15 protein-coding genes are annotated in these 18,907 nt (G+C 38.0%); 13 read left to right on the plus strand and 2 right to left on the minus strand.

What is annotated here, in order from left to right:
• The first annotated feature begins 264 nt into the window (after positions 1–264).
• The 10 genes from MF646_RS05345 (at position 265) to hfq (ending at position 14,031) form a co-directional block, all read left to right on the plus strand.
• Complete coding sequence (locus MF646_RS05345) at positions 265–2,028, plus strand: 2-oxoacid:acceptor oxidoreductase subunit alpha (protein WP_250095459.1); 1,764 nt, start codon at positions 265–267, stop codon at positions 2,026–2,028.
• A complete protein-coding gene (locus MF646_RS05350) occupies positions 2,029–2,895 on the plus strand; it encodes a 2-oxoacid:ferredoxin oxidoreductase subunit beta (RefSeq protein WP_250095460.1) in 867 nt (288 codons plus the stop codon).
• A gap of 1,058 nt (positions 2,896–3,953) precedes the next feature.
• Positions 3,954–5,564, plus strand: coding sequence for a tRNA (N6-isopentenyl adenosine(37)-C2)-methylthiotransferase MiaB (gene miaB / locus MF646_RS05355; protein WP_250095461.1), 1,611 nt, complete (start codon positions 3,954–3,956; stop codon positions 5,562–5,564).
• The gene (locus MF646_RS05360) at positions 5,564–5,992 is read left to right on the plus strand and encodes a YlbF/YmcA family competence regulator (RefSeq protein WP_250095462.1); all 429 of its coding nucleotides are present in this window, start codon (positions 5,564–5,566) and stop codon (positions 5,990–5,992) included. Before miaB ends, MF646_RS05360 begins: the two co-directional genes overlap by 1 nt.
• A gap of 397 nt (positions 5,993–6,389) precedes the next feature.
• Positions 6,390–6,953 (plus strand): outer spore coat protein CotE, encoded by a 564-nt coding sequence (locus MF646_RS05365; RefSeq protein WP_250095463.1) that lies wholly within the window; start codon positions 6,390–6,392, stop codon positions 6,951–6,953.
• Between the two features lie 136 nt (positions 6,954–7,089).
• Positions 7,090–9,693 (plus strand): DNA mismatch repair protein MutS, encoded by a 2,604-nt coding sequence (mutS, locus tag MF646_RS05370; RefSeq protein ID WP_250095464.1) that lies wholly within the window; start codon positions 7,090–7,092, stop codon positions 9,691–9,693.
• A 16-nt stretch (positions 9,694–9,709) separates the two neighbouring features.
• Complete coding sequence (mutL, locus tag MF646_RS05375) at positions 9,710–11,608, plus strand: DNA mismatch repair endonuclease MutL (RefSeq protein WP_250095465.1); 1,899 nt, start codon at positions 9,710–9,712, stop codon at positions 11,606–11,608.
• Positions 11,609–11,999: 391 nt separating this feature from the next.
• Positions 12,000–12,779, plus strand: a complete 780-nt coding sequence (locus MF646_RS05380) for a class I SAM-dependent methyltransferase (protein WP_250095466.1) — start codon at positions 12,000–12,002, stop codon at positions 12,777–12,779.
• Positions 12,780–12,822: 43 nt separating this feature from the next.
• Entirely contained in the window at positions 12,823–13,767 is a 945-nt protein-coding gene (gene miaA / locus MF646_RS05385; protein ID WP_275980212.1) for a tRNA (adenosine(37)-N6)-dimethylallyltransferase MiaA, read from the plus strand.
• 30 nt (positions 13,768–13,797) lie between these two features.
• Positions 13,798–14,031 (plus strand): RNA chaperone Hfq, encoded by a 234-nt coding sequence (gene hfq, locus MF646_RS05390; RefSeq protein WP_034632138.1) that lies wholly within the window; start codon positions 13,798–13,800, stop codon positions 14,029–14,031.
• Between the two features lie 145 nt (positions 14,032–14,176).
• Here hfq and MF646_RS05395 read toward each other — a convergent pair whose 3' ends face one another.
• Together MF646_RS05395 and MF646_RS05400 are read right to left on the minus strand one after the other, a co-directional pair.
• Positions 14,177–15,169 carry a tyrosine-type recombinase/integrase gene (locus MF646_RS05395; RefSeq protein ID WP_250095468.1) on the minus strand — a complete coding sequence of 331 codons (993 nt, stop codon included), beginning with the start codon at positions 15,167–15,169 and terminating at the stop codon, positions 14,177–14,179.
• Positions 15,170–15,250: 81 nt separating this feature from the next.
• The gene (locus MF646_RS05400; RefSeq protein WP_250095469.1) at positions 15,251–15,433 is read right to left on the minus strand and encodes a hypothetical protein; all 183 of its coding nucleotides are present in this window, start codon (positions 15,431–15,433) and stop codon (positions 15,251–15,253) included.
• 246 nt (positions 15,434–15,679) lie between these two features.
• Between MF646_RS05400 and MF646_RS05405 the strand changes: the two genes are divergently transcribed.
• From MF646_RS05405 to MF646_RS05415, 3 genes are all read left to right on the plus strand, one after another.
• Positions 15,680–16,393 (plus strand): MgtC/SapB family protein, encoded by a 714-nt coding sequence (locus MF646_RS05405; RefSeq protein ID WP_250095470.1) that lies wholly within the window; start codon positions 15,680–15,682, stop codon positions 16,391–16,393.
• A gap of 223 nt (positions 16,394–16,616) precedes the next feature.
• Positions 16,617–17,579, plus strand: coding sequence for a metal ABC transporter substrate-binding protein (locus MF646_RS05410; protein ID WP_250095471.1), 963 nt, complete (start codon positions 16,617–16,619; stop codon positions 17,577–17,579).
• A 149-nt stretch (positions 17,580–17,728) separates the two neighbouring features.
• Positions 17,729–18,898: an FAD/NAD(P)-binding protein gene (locus MF646_RS05415; RefSeq protein ID WP_250095472.1), complete on the plus strand. Its 1,170-nt coding sequence runs from the start codon at positions 17,729–17,731 to the stop codon at positions 18,896–18,898.
• Positions 18,899–18,907 lie beyond the last annotated feature (9 nt).

Below are 18,907 nucleotides of genomic sequence, written 5' to 3' on the forward strand. Positions count from 1 at the left end.
ATAGCGTTAAAAAGTGTTTAGTTTCATAGTTATCTCGATTTGTATTAAGTTTACTCAAGTTTTGTGATAAAAAACATTTGGTTCAATTTACATATCTTTGAAAATGCTTGCTTTTTAACAAGTTTGGGACTATTATAAGAACGTTTAAGATATATATATATTGATAGTTGAGTAAGTCTAGTAATTTACTCGGAAATATGATATTATGACAATAATTTGATATTTCGTGTTTCTAGTCTAATAGACAAGCAAGGGGTGGAGAGTGTGAGAGAGCAGTTATCATGGAAAGTTGGCGGTCAGCAAGGGGAAGGAATTGAAAGTACAGGTGAAATTTTTGCTTCTGCATTGAATCGTCATGGTTATTATTTATTCGGGTATCGTCATTTTTCTTCACGTATTAAAGGTGGACATACAAACAATAAGATTCGTGTAAGCACGTCTCCTTTAAATTCAATTTCAGATGATTTAAATATTTTAGTGGCGTTTGATCAAGAAACAATTGATGTTAATATTAATGAATTACGTGAAGATGGCATTATTATTGCTGATGCTAAATTTAATCCTGTCGTAACGGAAGGATATGATGTACGCCTTTTTGTTGTACCTTTTACGGAAATTGCGACAGAGCTAGGTACATCTTTAATGAAGAATATGGTTGCTGTCGGTGCTTCAAGTGCGATTCTTGGGTTAGCGCCTGATACGTATCAAGATGTTGTAGAAGATCTTTTCTTAAAAAAAGGAACAAGTGTTGTTGAGAAGAATATGGAGGCGATCCGTGCAGGAGCTGCATACTTCCGAAAAGAAGCAGGGGCAAACATGCCTGAATTACAACTGGCTCCAGCTGATGGCAAGAAAAGAATGTTTATGATCGGAAATGATGCAATCGGAATGGGAGCAGTTGCAGCGGGAAGCCGTTTTATGGCAGCGTATCCAATTACACCTGCATCTGAAATTATGGAATATATGATTGAAAAATTGCCTGAATTTGGTGGTACAGTTATTCAAACAGAAGACGAAATCGCTGCATGTACAATGGCAATTGGTGCGAACTATGCCGGAGTACGTTCGTTTACGGCTTCAGCTGGTCCAGGTCTATCTTTAATGGCTGAGGCGATTGGCCTATCTGGTATGACGGAACAACCACTTGTTATTATGGATACGCAACGTGGAGGTCCAAGTACGGGATTACCTACGAAACAAGAGCAATCAGATTTAATGGCCATGATTTATAGTACACATGGAGATATTCCAAAAATTGTCATCACGCCGAGTACTGTAGAGGAAGCCTTCTATGATACTGTTGAAGCTTTTAATCTAGCAGAAGAATACCAGTGCCCAGTTATCTTGGTGACAGACCTTGCGTTGTCGCTAGGGAAACAAACCGTAGAACCGCTTGATTATAGCAAAGTAGAAATTCGTCGTGGTGCGTTGCAGTTAGGGGAAGAGATTCCGGAACGAGAAGACAAAGCGTATTATAAACGCTATGAATTAACAGAATCAGGTGTTTCGAATCGAGTGATTCCGGGTATGAAAAATGGAATTCACCACGTAACTGGTGTTGAACACGATGAAACAGGAAAACCGTCTGAAAGTCCAGAAAATCGTAAGAATCAAATGGATAAGCGGATGCGTAAAGTTGCGAATTTACCAAAACAGTTTAAGAATCCTATTTATGTAGATGCAAAGCATGCCGAAGCTGATTTATTGGTCATTGGGGTCAATTCTACACGTGGAACAATTGCAGAGGCAATGCCAAGACTCGAAGCAGATGGTATTAAAGTGAACCATGCGCAGATTCGTTTGTTACATCCGTTTCCAACGGATGAATTAACTCCATTAATTGATCGTGCTAAAAAAGTAGTCGTAGTTGAAAATAATGCGACAGCTCAATTAGCCAACATTATTAAAATGAATGTGGGCAATGTGAAAATTGAAAATGTATTAAAATATGACGGAAACCCATTTTTACCTGGTGAATTACATGAAACTTGTAAGGAACTACATGAAGTAAGCAAGGAGTTGGTTTAGATGGCAACATTTAAAGATTTTAGAAACAAAGTAAAGCCAAACTGGTGTCCTGGTTGTGGGGACTTCTCTGTCCAAGCTGCAATCCAGCGTGCTGCTGGAAATGTTGGTTTAGAGCCAGATGACCTTGCTGTAATCTCAGGTATTGGTTGTTCAGGTCGTATTTCAGGTTATATTAATTCATATGGTTTTCATGGTGTTCACGGTCGAGCTCTACCAATCGCACAAGGTGTTAAAATGGCAAACCGTGATTTAACCGTTATTGCTTCTGGCGGAGATGGGGATGGCTTTGCTATTGGAATGGGACATACGATTCATGCTATTCGCCGTAACATCGATGTAACGTATATTGTCATGGATAACCAAATTTATGGCTTGACGAAAGGGCAAACATCACCACGTAGTGATATGGGCTTTAAAACAAAGAGTACACCAGGCGGCTCCATTGAATCAGCTTTGAATGTAATGGAAATGTCATTAACTGCTGGAGCAACGTTTGTAGCACAAAGTTTCTCAAGTGACTTAAAGGAATTAACTTCATTAATTGAACAAGGGATTAACCATAAAGGCTTCTCTCTTATTAACGTATTTAGTCCTTGTGTTACTTTTAATAAAGTGAATACGTATGATTGGTTTAAGGAAAATATTACGAAGCTTTCAGATGTTGAAAATTACGACCCGTCCAACCGCATGACGGCTATGCAAACACTAATGGAACATAACGGTCTTGTAACAGGTCTCATTTACCAAAACAAAGAACAAAAGTCATACCAAGAGTTAATCGACTCATACGACGAAAAACCACTAGCTCACCAAAATTTAGAGCTAACAGAAGAAAAGTTCAACAAACTAATGGCAGAATTTATGTAAGAGCAAAAAGACCAAAAGGACGATCTTCCCTTTTGGTCTTTTTGCGAAGCGATGAGCGAAACCGCCGTAAATGTTTTAAGCCTTTTAGGAGCGATCTTCTCCTAAAAGGCGCACGGCGAGTGGAGCCATCGCAATCATGTTCGCACTATTACGTACAAAACAGGTACCTTTCTTTTGAAACATAGGAGGGGTGAGCGAAACCGCCGTAAATGTTTTAAGCCTTTTAGGAGCGATCTTCTCCTAAAAGGCGCACGGCGAGTGGAGCCATCGCAACCATGTTCGCATTATTACGTACAAAACAGGTACCTTTCTTTTGAAACATAGGAGGGGTGAGCGAAGCCGCCGTAAATGTTTTAAGCTTTTTAGGAGTGATCTTCTCCTAAAAGGCGCACGGCGAGTGGAGCCATCGCAATCATGTTCGCACTATTACGTACAAAACAGGTACCTTTCTTTTGAAACATAGGAGGGGTGAGCGAAACCGCCGTAAATGTTTTAAGCCTTTTAGGAGTGGGTTTCTCCTAAAAGGCGCACGGCGAGTGGAGCCATCGCAACCATGTTCGCATTATTACGTACAAAACAGGTACCTTTCTTTTGAAACATAGGAGGGGTGAGCGAAGCCGCCGTAAATGTTTTAAGCTTTTTAGGAGTGATCTTCTCCTAAAAGGCGCACGGCGAGTGGAGCTATCGCAATCATGTTCGCACTATTACGTACAAAACAGGTACCTTTCTTTTGAAACATAGGAGGGGTGAGCGAAACCGCCGTAAATGTTTTAAGCCTTTTAGGAGTGGATTTCTCCTAAAAGGCGCACGGTGAGAGAAGCCATCGCAACCATTTCGTACTCTTTATAAATAAGTCGCACTCAAATCATAGAGTTCTGCGACTTTTTCTCTTTTCCAATTACCTACGGACTTGTTTAAAAGATAGACAAACAAGATTCATTGAGTTTCTTCAAAGTTCCACGTATAATGTATGAAGGAAACTATGCAAAATTTCGCTCACATATTGTGAGCTTTCTATTTGTTTACTTTTAGAAGCTTGATGAAAGGAGTCTTTAACAATGAATGAAGATCAACGTTTAGGACGTTTAGGAAATACAAAAGAGCCTATAGATAAAGAAAATAAGAAAAAAGACTATAGTAAATATTTTGATTTCTCAAATGCTAAAGTGGTATCAGAGGAAGATAATAAAAAGGTGATCCGGATAGAAGGACGAGACATTTCTATTTATGATCAACCAGATTATAAGCAAGGAAAGCGTCGAGGGAAAGAGGATGTACAAGTTATACGTCCAGACAGTCTAATCCCTGAAGAGATGAAGGGAATTGGGAATGGTAAGAAGTTCCTGATTCGTACGTATGGCTGTCAGATGAATACACATGATTCAGAAAACATTGCAGGTCTCCTACTGGAAATGGGCTTTGAATCAACAGAGGAAACAATGGAAGCGGATGTTATTTTACTAAATACCTGTGCTATTCGTGAAAATGCTGAAAACAAAGTGTTTGGTGAAATTGGTCATTTAAAAGCATTAAAAGTTGAACGACCGGAACTGATTGTTGGTGTTTGCGGCTGTATGTCACAGGAAGAATCAGTTGTAAACCGTATCATGCAAAAACATCAGCACATTGATTTAATTTTTGGTACCCATAACATTCATCGTTTGCCAGAGCTTTTAAGAAATGCTATTTACGGGAAAGAAATGGTCGTTGAAGTTTGGTCTAAAGAGGGCGATATTGTTGAAAACATGCCTCGTGCTCGTCAAGGAAAAACACAAGCGTGGGTAAATATCATGTATGGCTGTGATAAGTTTTGTACGTATTGTATCGTTCCTTACACACGTGGGAAAGAGCGTAGTCGTCTTCCCGAAGATATCATTGCCGAAGTCCGCGATTTAGCTAGACAAGGCTACAAGGAAATTACTTTACTTGGCCAAAATGTAAATGCTTATGGGAAAGATTTAGAAGGAAAAAATTATGGCCTAGGGCATTTGATGGATGAAATTCATAAAATTGATATTCCACGTGTTCGTTTTACAACAAGTCATCCGAGAGACTTTGATGATCACCTCATATCTGTGCTCTCAAAAGGTGGAAACCTAGTTGAGCATATTCATTTGCCGGTTCAGCATGGGAACTCTGAGATTTTGAAATTAATGGCTAGAAAGTATACACGTGAGCAATATGTAGAGCTTGCTCATAAAATAAAAATGGCGATTCCAAACGCATCGTTTACAACAGACTTAATTGTTGGATTCCCGAATGAGACAGAGGAGCAATTTGAAGAGACCTTGTCTCTTGTACGAGAGATTGAGTTTGATAGTGCCTACACATATATTTACTCACCTCGTGAAGGAACTCCAGCTGCAAAAATGAAAGACAATGTACCAATGGAAGTGAAACGTGAGCGTCTAGGTCGGTTAAATGCGCTTGTAAATGAAATTTCAGCAAAGAAAAACCTTGATTACCAAGATCAGATTGTTGAAGTTCTTGTTGAAGGAGAAAGCAAGAAGAACCCAGATGTCCTAGCAGGCCGTACTAGAACGAATCGTTTAGTTAATTTTAAAGCTCCTAAATCGGTGATAGGTGAGATTGTTTATGTCAAAGTTACAGAAGCAAAGACATGGTCGTTAAATGGAGAAATGGTTGAGATGGCGGAGGTAAAACAGTAATGACAACAACATATACAAGAGAAGATATTCGTAATAAAGCTAGAGAATTAGCAAAGATGATGGCAGAAACAGAAGAAGTGGATTTCTTTAAACGAGCAGAAAAACAAATTAATGAGCATCTAAAAGTGCAAGAGCTGATCGCGCAAATTAAAAAGCTTCAAAAAGAAGCGGTAAATCTCCAGCATTATGGAAAGGCTGAAGCGTTAAAAGAAGTGGAAGCTAAAATTGATGCGTTACACGAAGAAATTGATTCAATTCCATTAGTACAGGAATTCAAATCGAGCCAAATTGAAGTAAATGAATTATTACAGATGGTTTCTAATACAATTTCTAAAGCAGTGACCGAAGAAATTATTACTTCAATGGGTGGAGATTTAGTAAAAGGAACAACGACGAAAAACCCTTATTTTGATGGTGGTTGTCAATAACATAGGGTTTGTTAAACAGATCTATTCGAAAGATGAATAGATCTGTTTTTTTTATTTTTAAAGAAAAATGGTCATAAATAAGTAACTTTTTATATAAATAATTAGTAGCTCTTTTTTCTATTAATTGGTGTTGGGGGAATTTTGGCAGTAACCTGTCATTGCAAAGAAACCAGATATTTTTAAGAACTTTTCTCGATTGATGTACTAAACTTTGTAAACTCAACATATCGTGATATAGATAACGCTTTGCTATCATCTTACATTCTTTTTTCGCACATTGGTTATTCGCCCTGCATAGGATGACAGTGAAGCATTTGGCGGAGCGAATTTGGCACGTTGAGCCGACACGAGCGACCGACAACTCGATATGATATGAGAAAGAGGAGGGTTTTGTTTCATGTCTCAAAAATTTAACTATCGTGAAATTATTACAAAAGCGGTATGTGGAAAAGGTCGTAAGTTTTCAGAAGCAACTCATACGATTAGCCCTTCACACAGACCGTCAAGCATTCTAGGCTGCTGGATTATTAATCACAAGTATTCAGCAGATAAGAAGGGCGACTCTGTAGTGGTGCAAGGGAGCTATGATATCAACGTTTGGTTCTCGTATAATAAAAATACGAAGACAGATGTTGCAACGCAAACCGTTACTTACTCTGATGTAATTCCACTTTCCATGCAGGATGAAAATATCCTATCTGATGAAATGGACGTTATTGCAAGAGCAGTTCAGCAGCCAAATACATTGGAAGCAACAATCTCTGAAAACGGAGCGAATGTTGATGTACAGGTAGAGCGGGAGTTTCTCGTAGAGTGTATCGGTGAGACAAAGGTTGCTGTTGCCGTAAATTCTGATGGTCTTTTAGAAGATTTTCCTAGTGCGCAAACGGCAGATGATGTGAGTGATGAGGAGTATGAGCGTCTTGATCCAAATTTCTTACACAGTGAATTTGATAAATAAGACGAGGGAGCAAGCCGACGAGGTTTGCTCTTGTTTTTTCGTAAGTAATTCCCCTACAGTAAAAGACTCCCTAATGCGAGATTTATAGCGGCTATGATATAATAAACCGTATTAATTATGTACGGTGGAGGATATTATGACACAGATTACCCCTATGATGAAACAATACTTAGAAATAAAGGCACAGCATCAAGATGCCTTTTTATTTTTTCGTCTTGGAGACTTTTATGAATTGTTCTATGAGGATGCAAAACTTGCAGCCCAAGAATTAGAAATTACGTTAACGGGTAGAGGACAAGGTGAAGATCGCATACCGATGTGTGGTGTACCTTATCATTCTGCTGATCAATACATGTCACGATTAATTGAGAAAGGCTACAAAATTGCCTTGTGTGAGCAAGTAGAAGATCCCAAAGTTGCAAAAGGCGTAGTGAAACGTGAAGTAGTCAAGATGCTTACACCAGGGACGATGATGAATGGAAATGTCATTAAGGAAAAAGAAAACAATTACTTAGTGGCATTGACGGCATTTGATGATCAAACTTTTGGACTTGCTAGAACGGATCTAACAACTGGAGAATGTGCTGCAACACTAATTGGCGATGCTCTTGAAGATGTTATTCATGATATTTCAAGTTCAGGCACAAAGGAGTTAGTGGTTGCCACTGATTTAGATGAGACGACTCTTAAACGAATTATAGAAAAGTGCCCGGTTACCGTTTCCTATGAAGATAAGGTAGAGCTTGATCAAAACTATATTGAGCTTTGTGATGATTTACAGTCTGAAAAACTGATAACTAGTTTCGCTAGACTTTTACAATATTTAATCAGAACACAAAAACGTTCATTGAACCATTTACAAAAAGTCACTTATTATCATTTTGATTCTTTTATGAAAATGGATACTCATACGAAAAGAAACCTTGAGCTGACGGAATCACTTAGAGAGAAGAAGAAGGCTGGGTCTCTGCTTTCGATTGTCGATCAGACTGTGACAGCGATGGGTGGTAGACTCGTAAAGAATTGGTTAGAGCGACCTTTAATAGATCAATCTGGCATAGAGGAACGACTGGAGTTAGTCACTTCTTTCCTAGAATCCTATTTCGAACGAGAAGAATTGCGTGATGAGTTAAGGCATGTGTATGACCTTGAAAGACTTGCAGGAAGAATTGCCTATGGTAGCGTAAATGCTCGTGAACTCGTCCAATTAAAGCGTTCATTAGAAAAGGTACCATTAATAAAAGAACTAGTTGGAAAAATGGCACCATCTTCTCTTAATCGGTGGTTTTATGAAGAAGATCAAGTTGTTGAATTAATAGAACTTCTTGATCGTAGCTTAGTAGAAGATCCCCCTATCTCTGTTACAGAAGGTGGAATGATTCAACCTGGTTTTCATGAAGAATTAGATACGTATCGTGATGCAAGTAAAAATGGAAAGCAGTGGATTGCTGAGCTTGAACAGAAAGAGCGTCAAGAAACAGGGATTCGATCGTTGAAGATCGGCTTTAATAAGGTGTTTGGCTATTATATTGAAGTAACAAGAGCGAATACTCATTTATTACCAGAGGGTCGTTATGAGCGCAAACAAACATTAACGAATGCAGAACGTTATATCACACCGGAACTTAAAGAGAAAGAAGCGCTAATTTTAGAAGCAGAAGAGAAAATGGAACAACTTGAATATGATTTGTTTGTCACTGTAAGGGAAGAGGCAAAACAATATTTACAATTTATTCAAACATTAGCTCATTCCATTAGTGAAATTGATGTATTAGCAGGATTTGCGACAGTAAGTGAGAAGCGCCATTATGTAAAACCAAGCTTCTCAGAAAAGAGAGACATTGCAATTGTCGATGGTCGTCATCCTGTTGTTGAAACAGTGATTGAAAGAGGTCAGTATGTTGCTAATGATGTACACATGACAAAAGGGCGAGAGATGTTATTAATTACAGGGCCGAACATGGCAGGAAAGAGTACTTATATGCGTCAATTAGCCCTGCTCGCTGTCATGGCACAAATTGGTTGCTATGTTCCGGCGACTTCGTGTGAATTACCAATATTTGATCAAGTATTTACAAGGATTGGTGCTGCTGATGATCTTGCTAGTGGGCAGAGCACATTTATGGTTGAAATGCTCGAAACACGTTATGCTCTTACAAAGGCAACACAAAATAGTTTGATCTTGCTTGATGAAATAGGGAGGGGTACTTCTACGTATGATGGAATGGCATTGGCACAAGCCATTATTGAATACATTCATGATACAGTGAAAGCAAAAACTCTCTTCTCCACTCATTATCATGAATTAACACAACTAGATAAGGAACTAGCAGATTTACAAAATGTTCATGTATCAGCAGTGGAAGAAAACGGAACGGTTGTATTCTTGCATAAAGTTGTCGATGGACAAGCCGATCGTAGTTATGGGATTTATGTAGCAGAATTAGCAGAGTTACCAACTGAGGTAACAGAGCGTGCTGAAACATTGTTAAAGCAGTTTGAAGATGGTACAGCAACACCTAAAACAAACAATCAATTAACACTTCTTTCTTCCTCTCCAGAGCAACAATTATCTTTATTTGGTGATGAAGACGTGGCTCAGCAAGAAAAGAACGTTCCCGTCGCACTTTCTGGACAAGAAGAAAAAGTTTTAAAGAAGCTTGTTAAAAAAGATGTGCTTCATATGACACCTATCGAAGCGATTCAATTCATTAATGAACTTCAACGATTATTAAAATAACTAAAGGAGGGGTTCGATGACGAAAATCATAAAGCTTGATGATGCGTTATCTAATAAAATTGCTGCAGGTGAAGTTGTCGAACGCCCTGCAGCAATTGTAAAAGAATTAGTAGAAAATGCCCTTGATGCAAATAGTACACACATTGTTGTTGAGATTGAAGAAGGTGGGCTAACGTCAATTCGGATTGTTGATAACGGTGATGGAATCGATGAGGATGATGTTGAGACAGCCTTTTATCGTCATGCTACTAGCAAAATTAGGACAGATCGTGATTTGTTTCAAATCGGAACGTTAGGTTTCCGGGGAGAGGCTTTGCCGAGTATAGCTTCTGTGGCACACGTTAGTCTGAAAACAAGCACAGGAGTTGGACCTGGTACCGAAATTGTGTTAGAGGGTGGAGTTATTAAGCAGAAGAAGGCTGCGAAGGCTAGAAAAGGGACGGAGATTACAGTGACGAATCTCTTTTACAATACGCCAGCAAGATTAAAATATTTAAAAACTGTTCATACAGAAGCAGGGAATGTGAGTGATATTATCAATCGTCTTGCATTAGCGCATCCTCATGTAGCATTTGAATATTCTCATCATGGAAAAGAAGTATTAAAAACGTCAGGCAATGGTGACATTCGGCAAGTAATTGCTTCAATTTATGGAAGAAATGTAGCCAAAAAGGTTAAACCTATTGAAGGTGAGTCACTAGATTATGAAATAAGTGGTTTTGTAGCCTTGCCAGAATTAACAAGAGCGTCTAGACAGTATATGTCTATTTTCGTTAATGGCAGGTATATTCGTAATTACGCACTTGCTAGAGCGATACAAGATGGTTATCATACATTACTACCTATTGGCCGCTACCCTCTTGTCGTACTTTCTATAAAAATGGATCCAAAATTAATCGATGTCAATGTTCATCCATCGAAACTAGAAGTACGTTTAAGTAAAGAAGAGGAATTAGGTCAATTAATTACTCAATCTATCAAACAAATATTTGAATCCGAAACATTAATTCCAGAAGCAGATACGAGAAAGCGAACGAATTTTTCAAGCTTAAAAAGTGAACAAGTTTCGTTTGATTTTGAAAAGCCAGTACAAATTGAATCCTCTGTAAATGTAGGACTACAAGTAAAAGAAAATGAAACGTGGCAAGATAAAACATCGTCCTATATTGAAGAAGATGATGATGTGAAACAAGATAGAGAAATGGAACGGCAAAGACCTCAAGATCATGAGCAAATTGTTGCAAGTCCGTATGAGAGCATTGCTATTGAGCAAGAAGAAGAGTCAATGGAGGTAATGAAAGAAACGGATTTCGAACAAGAGAAGGTGAGTGAGAGGGTACCGGTCCTTTATCCTGTCGGGCAAATGCATGGGACGTATATAATTGCACAAAATGAGACAGGAATGTATTTAATTGATCAACACGCAGCCCAAGAACGCGTGAAGTACGAGTTTTTTAGGGATAAAGTGGCGGAAGTGAGTCCGCACGTTCAAGAATTGCTTGTTCCAATTACACTAGAATGTACGGCTCAGGAGTTTGCGACGATAAACGAACATATTAATGATCTTCACGCTGTTGGAGTTTTTCCAGAGAGATTTGGTACACAAGCGTTTGTCATTCGTTCACACCCAACGTGGCTGCCTAAGGGGCATGAGGAAGAAACGATTCGTGAAATTATCGATTATTTACTAGAGCATCGAAAAGTGAATCTTGCCAAACTGCGGGAAGAAGCTGCGATCTTAATGTCCTGTAAGGCAGCGATAAAAGCAAATCGTCATCTTCGTCAAGACGAGATGTTTGCACTGCTCGAGTCCCTCAGGAAAAGCAGCGACCCATTCACCTGCCCACACGGCCGCCCAATCCTCGTCCACTTCTCAACCTACGCACTAGAAAAAATGTTTAAACGAGTGATGTAAGAGAGTTCATAGAAAAAGGTCGCTTTTTACCTTTTTCTATGAACTCGAAGCGTTGAGCGAAGCCGCCGTAATGTTTTAAGCCTTTTAGGAGTGATCTTCTCCTAAAAGGCGCACGGCGAGAGAAGCCAACGCACACGATCTATGCACATGTAAAGAAAAAGGTCGCTTTTTACCTTTTTCTATGAACTCGAAGCGTTGAGCGAAGCCGCCGTAATGTTTTAAGCCTTTTAGGAGTGATCTTCTCCTAAAAGGTGCACGGCGAGAGAAGCCAACGCAAATATGTTCGCACTATTAAAGTCAAAAACACTATTTAACCTGCTTGTCTGAACACAGAACGAAAACAACAGTCGTTTACTAACCAATTCATCTACAATACATAGGGGATAAAACCATGATCATTACAACAGCAAGAAAAGGAGCAGACGTATTAGAGGAGAAAGCATTGCGCTTTAGCTTAGAATTAGCTGCTCCATTTATTCGCCGAAGTGAAGCTTCTGTTCAAGACCTAATACAACATTATGATGCGGATGTTCTCGTGACAGGAAAGGGCAAAGTCACTCTTTATTCAAAGGATGGTGGAGAGCCCTTTTTTTATCACCCGAATTCTGCTATGTTTCGGGTAAAGCAATTTCAAAAAACAAATTATGATCCGTTAGTAGCTGCAGCGGATCTTTCAAAAGGAATGTTGTTTCTTGATTGTACGTTAGGTTTAGCCTCAGATAGTTTAGTTGCACAAATTGCTGTAGGAAAAAGTGGTCGTGTAACAGGCTTAGAGGCTAATCAAACGCTTGCTAGTATTGTCCGTCATGGTCTTGGATCTTGGCAGGATGGTAGTGCTTCGATGATTGAAGCGATGAGAAGGATCGAAGTGCTTCATGCACATCATAAAGACTATCTTCAAAACCTACCTGATAAATCGTTTGATGTCGTTTATTTTGACCCTATGTTCGAGCAGCATTTATCTAATTCAACGGGTATTAAGGCATTAAAACAGTTTGCATGTCATGATGACTTATCAAAACAAGTAATAGATGAGGCAATACGAGTAAGTAGATCACGTGTTGTTTTAAAAGATCATTATGAGAGTGACCGATTTAATCGTTACGGATTTCACGTAATGAAAAGGCAACACGCTGCGTTTCATTATGGGTTTATTACGGTTTCAAAATAATCCATGTACGAACGTTTGAATTTAAAGGAATAGGGAGAAGATGATGAAAGAACAGTTAATTGTAATTGTCGGTCCAACTGCAGTTGGAAAAACAGCATTGAGTATTAAATTAGCAAAGAAATACGAAGGTGAAGTTATTAGTGGAGATTCGATGCAAGTTTATAAAGGTATGGATATTGGTACGGCGAAGGTGACCGATGAAGAACAAGAAGGAATCCGCCATCATTTAATTGATATATTGCATCCGAAAGAGTCATTTTCAGTTGCTGAATTTCAAGAAAGATGCATTCCTCTAATTTCACAGATTAATAACACCGGCCATGTCCCACTTTTAGTAGGTGGTACAGGACTATATGTAAATGCAATTACAAAACAATACCGTTTTGAATCGTTGCCGACGGATGAACGTTATCGTGAAGAATTAGAACAACTAGTAAGTAAAATAGGAAATGAACAATTACATAATCGTCTCAAACAAGTAGATCCAAAAGCTGCACAACTCATTCACCCTAATAATGTGCGACGTGTCATTCGAGCACTTGAAGTAACACAAGCTACTGGGACTCCCTTCTCCGAACACCAAATGGAAGAGCAAAAAAAGGAGTCGCCATATTCTTTAGCGTTTATCGGATTAACGATGGAACGTGAACTGCTTTACGAACGAATTAATAAACGTGTTGACATTATGATGGAACAAGGATTATTAGAAGAAGCAAGGTCTTTATATGACCGTGGTATAAAAGATTGTCAATCGGTGCAAGCGATTGGTTATAAAGAACTCTATGATTATTTTAACGGTCTCTTGTCATTAGAAGATGCAGTTGAAATGTTAAAGCAAAACTCAAGACGATACGCCAAACGACAGTTAACATGGTTTAGAAATAAAACGGAGGCGACATGGTTTGACATGTCCAATGGATTAACAGACCAAACATTCCAGGAAATTTGTTCATTTATTGAAGGAAAATTACCATTTATATCGAAATAAAGAGAGAGTCAATTAGAGGAGGACACCCCGATGAAGCAACCGATTAATATTCAAGATCAATTTTTAAACCAATTACGTAAAGACAATATTTCTGTTACTGTCTTTTTAACAAACGGATTTCAAATTCGTGGCTTAATCAAAGGCTTTGACAACTTTACGGTCATTCTAGAAACAGAAGGGAAACAGCAGCTTGTTTATAAGCATGCTATTTCTACATTTGCACCCCAGCGTAACGTTCAGCTGAAGTCAGAAGAGCAAGAATAAGAAAAAGCGCCTAGAAGGGCGCTTTTTTACATTTTTTAGTTTTTTTATGTAGTATCTATTTTTTGAATTAGATATCGATCTTTCTTTTAATTATCAAATTTTTTATATGAAATTTGTCATTGTAAAGTATAAAAAAATTGCGAGGTTATACTGCCCCCGCAAGTAGACGATGTTTTTGCTCTTTTGTAATTGATTGAAGTGTATTTAGATAACGGTTCATTGACAATGGTGTCGTATAGCCAATCCACTGAACTAATTCTTTGGGTGTCTTTCCGTTTAAAAGAGTAGATAATATAAATGTATTTCGAAGTGTTTGAGCACTAATTCCTTTACGCAATTGTGCGCGCTTCACTTCCATACGAACCATTTTCTGAATAGCGATCATAGACATGCGCTTTGGTTGATCATCATCATAAGACCAATGAAACGTTTTTCGCTTAAAGTCAAAAGAAACAATCAATGGATCGTCACTATAAAAACGAGGTCTAACAGGCTCTGGGATGCTCTTAAAGTATGTGTATGCCAATTGTTTATGATCTTCGTTCATAACAATCACTCTGTTGTCCTCTTGAATGTGTAATTCGTTGCGTTCAAATTTTATATCTCTCATCGAAAGCTGCTGGACCTCATGTAGTGTTAGACCATAATTTAAGAATAATCGAACAATAAATTCATTCCGTTCCTTATAGAAATGAAATACTTCAAGTTGTTGGTCGGAAAGGCCGTTTGTTGAAGATAATGAAGTGAGAAATTGAGCTTGTTCTTTCTGCTGTAACCAGTCTGATTCTATTAGTGGACCTGAAGAAAGTTCAGGAGGCTCAATTTCTGCCATAGGACTTAGTTCACTTTGTCCTAAGGATTTACGGTACTGATGCACTTGTCGTAAAACACTATGAATACGTCTAATCGTTCGTACATTATACTTTCTCACTTCTATCAAATCCTGAAAGAAAAGTTCAAGCTCTTCCTTTGTAATGGACTTCCAGTTAATTTCTTCTGTTGTCGAACGTGCTTTATGCAACCAATATGAAAAATCATTTAAATCATAAATATAGCGTTTTATAGTCGAATCTTTTCGCCCTTTCGCCGCCAATTCGTTAATGTAGTTATCAATAAATGAAGGAAACAAATATTCCATTGTATACACCCCGTCCTTATTGATACTATTTGATGTATTTACATAATTTCCTGCATGAACTTATTAGATTGAACACTCGTATTATTTCGAAGGATTTTTGGTCTTCTCTCTTTTTTCAAATACATGGTCGTGAAAAATGTAACTGTAAGGTTCTCTTTTTAATGATCTTTTCTTTTCAAGCTTAGGAGAAGAAGTAACCATAGCAAATAATATAACGATGAAACATAACCCCAATAAACTAACGATTCCAGTTAACAGTTCCATAAAATTGTCCCTCCTTTGCGATCTATAATTATCGTAATGTGTGAAACGCGTTTCAGAACAAGTAAAAAAACACTTTTTATAAAAAAAATCATCAACAAATAAATCGTGATGATTATTGGAATTATAAAGGAACAAGGAATGTAAATTGCATGAAATAGTTGAAACTTTCAGCCTTATTATAATAACCTTTGCTAGCGGTATTTTTTATTTCTAAGTGGTCAGAACATGTAAGAGAGGGGAAGAGGAATGTTTTTCGATTTCGTTATTGTTGGAAAATTAAGCTTAGCATTATTTTTAGGAATGTTAATTGGAATTGACCGGCAATTAAAGCATAAGCCTCTAGGACTAAAAACATGTATGGTGATTAGCGTAGCAAGCTGTCTTGTTACAATTGTATCGATTGAAGCATTTCATATATTTGCAACGCCCACATTTAGTGCGATGGATCCAATGCGTTTAACCGCACAGATTGTAAGTGGTGTTGGCTTTTTGGGAGCGGGTGTGATTCTTAGGAGAAGCAATGATGTCATCTCTGGATTAACAAGTGCTGCCATGATTTGGTCAGCATCCGGGCTCGGAATAGCTGTAGGGGTAGGTCTTTATTTTGCTTCTTTAGTTGCAGTTATGCTCTTTATTATTGCTGTTAATATACTTCCTGCTATTATCAAATTAATTGGACCGAGCGCATTAAGGGAAAGGGATGTTTTTGCAAAGATAGTAATGGAACCAAACTATAAGATGACAGATTTGCTCCAAGCAATCGAAATGAAAGAACATGATTTTTATGGGAGGCAAAAAGGGAATATTAAAATACGCAATATAAAAATACGGGACCTCGACAATGGCAATCAACAAATCAAGATTACAATCTCAGCTCCAGAACATATATATACAACAGACCTATATTACATGTTTAAAAAGATTGATCATGTTTTAACAGTAGACCTTGATCATGTATAGGGTCAGCCTAAGGAAAAAGTAGAGCGGATTACTCACCTTAGGCACTTATATTTTTGGTTATTAAACTTGAATTTCAAAAAAATCTAGACAAAAAGAGAAAAGTATGAAAAAATATAATTGTTGCATTAGGGAAACAATTATTTTTTTGTTTAAAAAGTTTCCTTAATACAAAATAATTAGTAGAAGACAACTGATATTTTTTTTTTGAAAAGGAGAGGAAATCATGCTTAAGAAAATGGGGTTTTTATTACTAGCACTGAGCCTATCGATTTTTGTATTAATAGGTTGTAGTGCAGAAGAGACACAACAAGAGGAATTGGTTGATGAGCACCAGGATGAGACAACAGTTTCTGAGGATGCAACGAATGAAGAAGAAGGTGGCCTTGCTATTACAACAAGTTTTTCAATTTTAGGTGACATTATTACTACGATTGTTGGAGATAGAGGAACAGTTGACTACATTGTTCCAATTGGAGAAGAGCCGCATGAATATGAGCCCGTACCAAGTGATTTTCAAAAAGTTAGTGATTCAGATGTTTTTTATGTCAATGGACTCGGTTTAGAAGAGTGGATTGAGAAGTTGGTTGAAAGTGTTGGTGGCGATATTTCAATTATATCAGTGAGCGAAGGAGTCACACCAATTATGCTTGAAGGCGGTGAGGAAGAAGATCCTCATGCATGGATGAGTGTAGAAAATGTCAAACTTTACGTTGAAAATGTTGTAGACGATTTAATTGAACGTGATCCTGAAGGCGAAAGTACGTATCGTGAAAATGCAGATGCGTATTTAGCGGAGTTAGAGGAATTAAATACTTTTATTAAAACGGAAGTAGAAGCGATTCCTGAAGAAAACCGAGTGATCGTTGTAAGTGAAGATGCTTTTAAATATTTTGGTGAAGCGTATGGTTTCCAGACAGAAGGGGTATGGGAAATTAATTCTCATGAAGAAGGCACCCCTGGACAAATTTCTCGTGTGATCGATGTAGTAAAAGATCAAGACATCCCAGCTATTTTCGTTGAAACAACAGTAGATCGCCGTTATATGGAGTCGGTATCAGGTGATACAGGCGTAGAAATAGCAGGTGAAGTGTATACGGATGCTGTTGGTCAAGACGGCAGTGGTGCAGAGACTTACATTTTAATGATGAAACATAATGTTGAAACATTTGTAAATGGCTTGAAGTAATTGATTCTTGAAGAAAGTAACTCAAAGTGATTTGGGTTACTTTCTTTTTTTATGTTTGATTCTCCTTTTAAAATCGATTAAAATAAATTAAAACGTAATAATTACGATTTGCGAAAAGTGATTTTTTAGAAAGAAATGAGGGGAAGAAAATGTTAGAGTGGACGATCATTGGTGGAGGCATTCAAGGATGCACACTGGCCACTTATTTAATTAAAAGAAAATGTACAACGATTTCTAATCTTGCAATCGTTGATCCACATGATAAACCACTTTCTACTTGGAAAAGGTGCACGAAAACAGTTGAAATGCCTTTTTTAAGATCACCGTCTATCCATCACCTAGATGTTGACCCATTTTCCCTTGAGAAATTTGCAAAATCTGAAGGTGATAAACTGTCTTCTCACTTTTATGGACCTTATGATCGACCGTCGCTTTCGCTTTTTAACAAACATTGTGATGTCCTTTTTGATGATATCCAGTTACAAAAAAGTTGGATTCAAGGACGGGTGATTAAGCTGGAGAAGGTGAAGGAACATTGGCAAATGACATTAAAGGATGGAAGACAAATAGAAAGTAAAAATGTTGTTTTAGCAATGGGGTTAAGTGAGCATCCTTTCATACCAGATTGGGCAAAAAAGTTGCAAGAACAGGGAGCAAACATCCAGCATATTTATGAAAATAGCGTGAGTCACGAAAACCCCACAGGTGAAATCGTTATTGTAGGGGGCGGAATTAGTGCTATCCATACCGCTTTAAAATGGAGTGGAAAACGACCTGGGAAGGTAAGACTCTTAACTAGACATCCTCTTCGAACACATCAATTTGATTCCGATCCAGGGTGGCTTGGCCCCAAAAAGATGAAATCGTTCGAAAAGGTTACATGTCTTGAAAAGAGAAGAAAAATCATTACAAGTGCAAGATTTAGAGGATCCATTCCCAAAGAATTAAAAATGAAGATATTACGGGAGGAGAGAGAAGGACGCCTTGAATTGATCATCGATGAAGTGTCTACAGCATCGTTTGAAAATGATGAAATTAAATTAGATTTAAAAAAGACATCTATAAATACGAATCAAGTATTATTAGCGACAGGCTTTCATGCCACTCCTCCAGGTATAGAGTGGTTAAACCATACGATAGAAAAGGAGCAACTGCTTTGTGCAAATTGTGGGTATCCGATCGTTTCTGAAGACTCATTACAGTGGGGAGATAACCTATACGTGATAGGAGCTCTTGCAGAACTCGTAATTGGACCAGTTTCGCGAAATATTTCTGGTGCGAGAAGAGGGGCAGAGAGAATTGTTCAGTTTCAATCATAGTATAGAAAT

Origin of the sequence: Halalkalibacter alkaliphilus, from assembly GCF_023555415.1 — a bacterium.
Classification (GTDB): domain Bacteria; phylum Bacillota; class Bacilli; order Bacillales; family Bacillaceae_D; genus Halalkalibacter; species Halalkalibacter alkaliphilus.

Coding starts and splice junctions, on each gene's coding strand:
- MF646_RS05365 (WP_250095463.1), top strand. CDS start 6,390: ATGTCTCAAAAATTTAACTATCGTGAAATTATTACAAAAGCGGTATGT.
- miaB (WP_250095461.1), top strand. CDS start 3,954: ATGAATGAAGATCAACGTTTAGGACGTTTAGGAAATACAAAAGAGCCT.
- MF646_RS05360 (WP_250095462.1), top strand. CDS start 5,564: ATGACAACAACATATACAAGAGAAGATATTCGTAATAAAGCTAGAGAA.
- MF646_RS05380 (WP_250095466.1), top strand. CDS start 12,000: ATGATCATTACAACAGCAAGAAAAGGAGCAGACGTATTAGAGGAGAAA.
- MF646_RS05400 (WP_250095469.1), bottom strand. CDS start 15,433: ATGGAACTGTTAACTGGAATCGTTAGTTTATTGGGGTTATGTTTCATC.
- MF646_RS05415 (WP_250095472.1), top strand. CDS start 17,729: ATGTTAGAGTGGACGATCATTGGTGGAGGCATTCAAGGATGCACACTG.
- mutS (WP_250095464.1), top strand. CDS start 7,090: ATGACACAGATTACCCCTATGATGAAACAATACTTAGAAATAAAGGCA.
- miaA (WP_275980212.1), top strand. CDS start 12,823: ATGAAAGAACAGTTAATTGTAATTGTCGGTCCAACTGCAGTTGGAAAA.
- MF646_RS05410 (WP_250095471.1), top strand. CDS start 16,617: ATGCTTAAGAAAATGGGGTTTTTATTACTAGCACTGAGCCTATCGATT.
- MF646_RS05395 (WP_250095468.1), bottom strand. CDS start 15,169: ATGGAATATTTGTTTCCTTCATTTATTGATAACTACATTAACGAATTG.
- MF646_RS05405 (WP_250095470.1), top strand. CDS start 15,680: ATGTTTTTCGATTTCGTTATTGTTGGAAAATTAAGCTTAGCATTATTT.
- mutL (WP_250095465.1), top strand. CDS start 9,710: ATGACGAAAATCATAAAGCTTGATGATGCGTTATCTAATAAAATTGCT.
- hfq (WP_034632138.1), top strand. CDS start 13,798: ATGAAGCAACCGATTAATATTCAAGATCAATTTTTAAACCAATTACGT.
- MF646_RS05350 (WP_250095460.1), top strand. CDS start 2,029: ATGGCAACATTTAAAGATTTTAGAAACAAAGTAAAGCCAAACTGGTGT.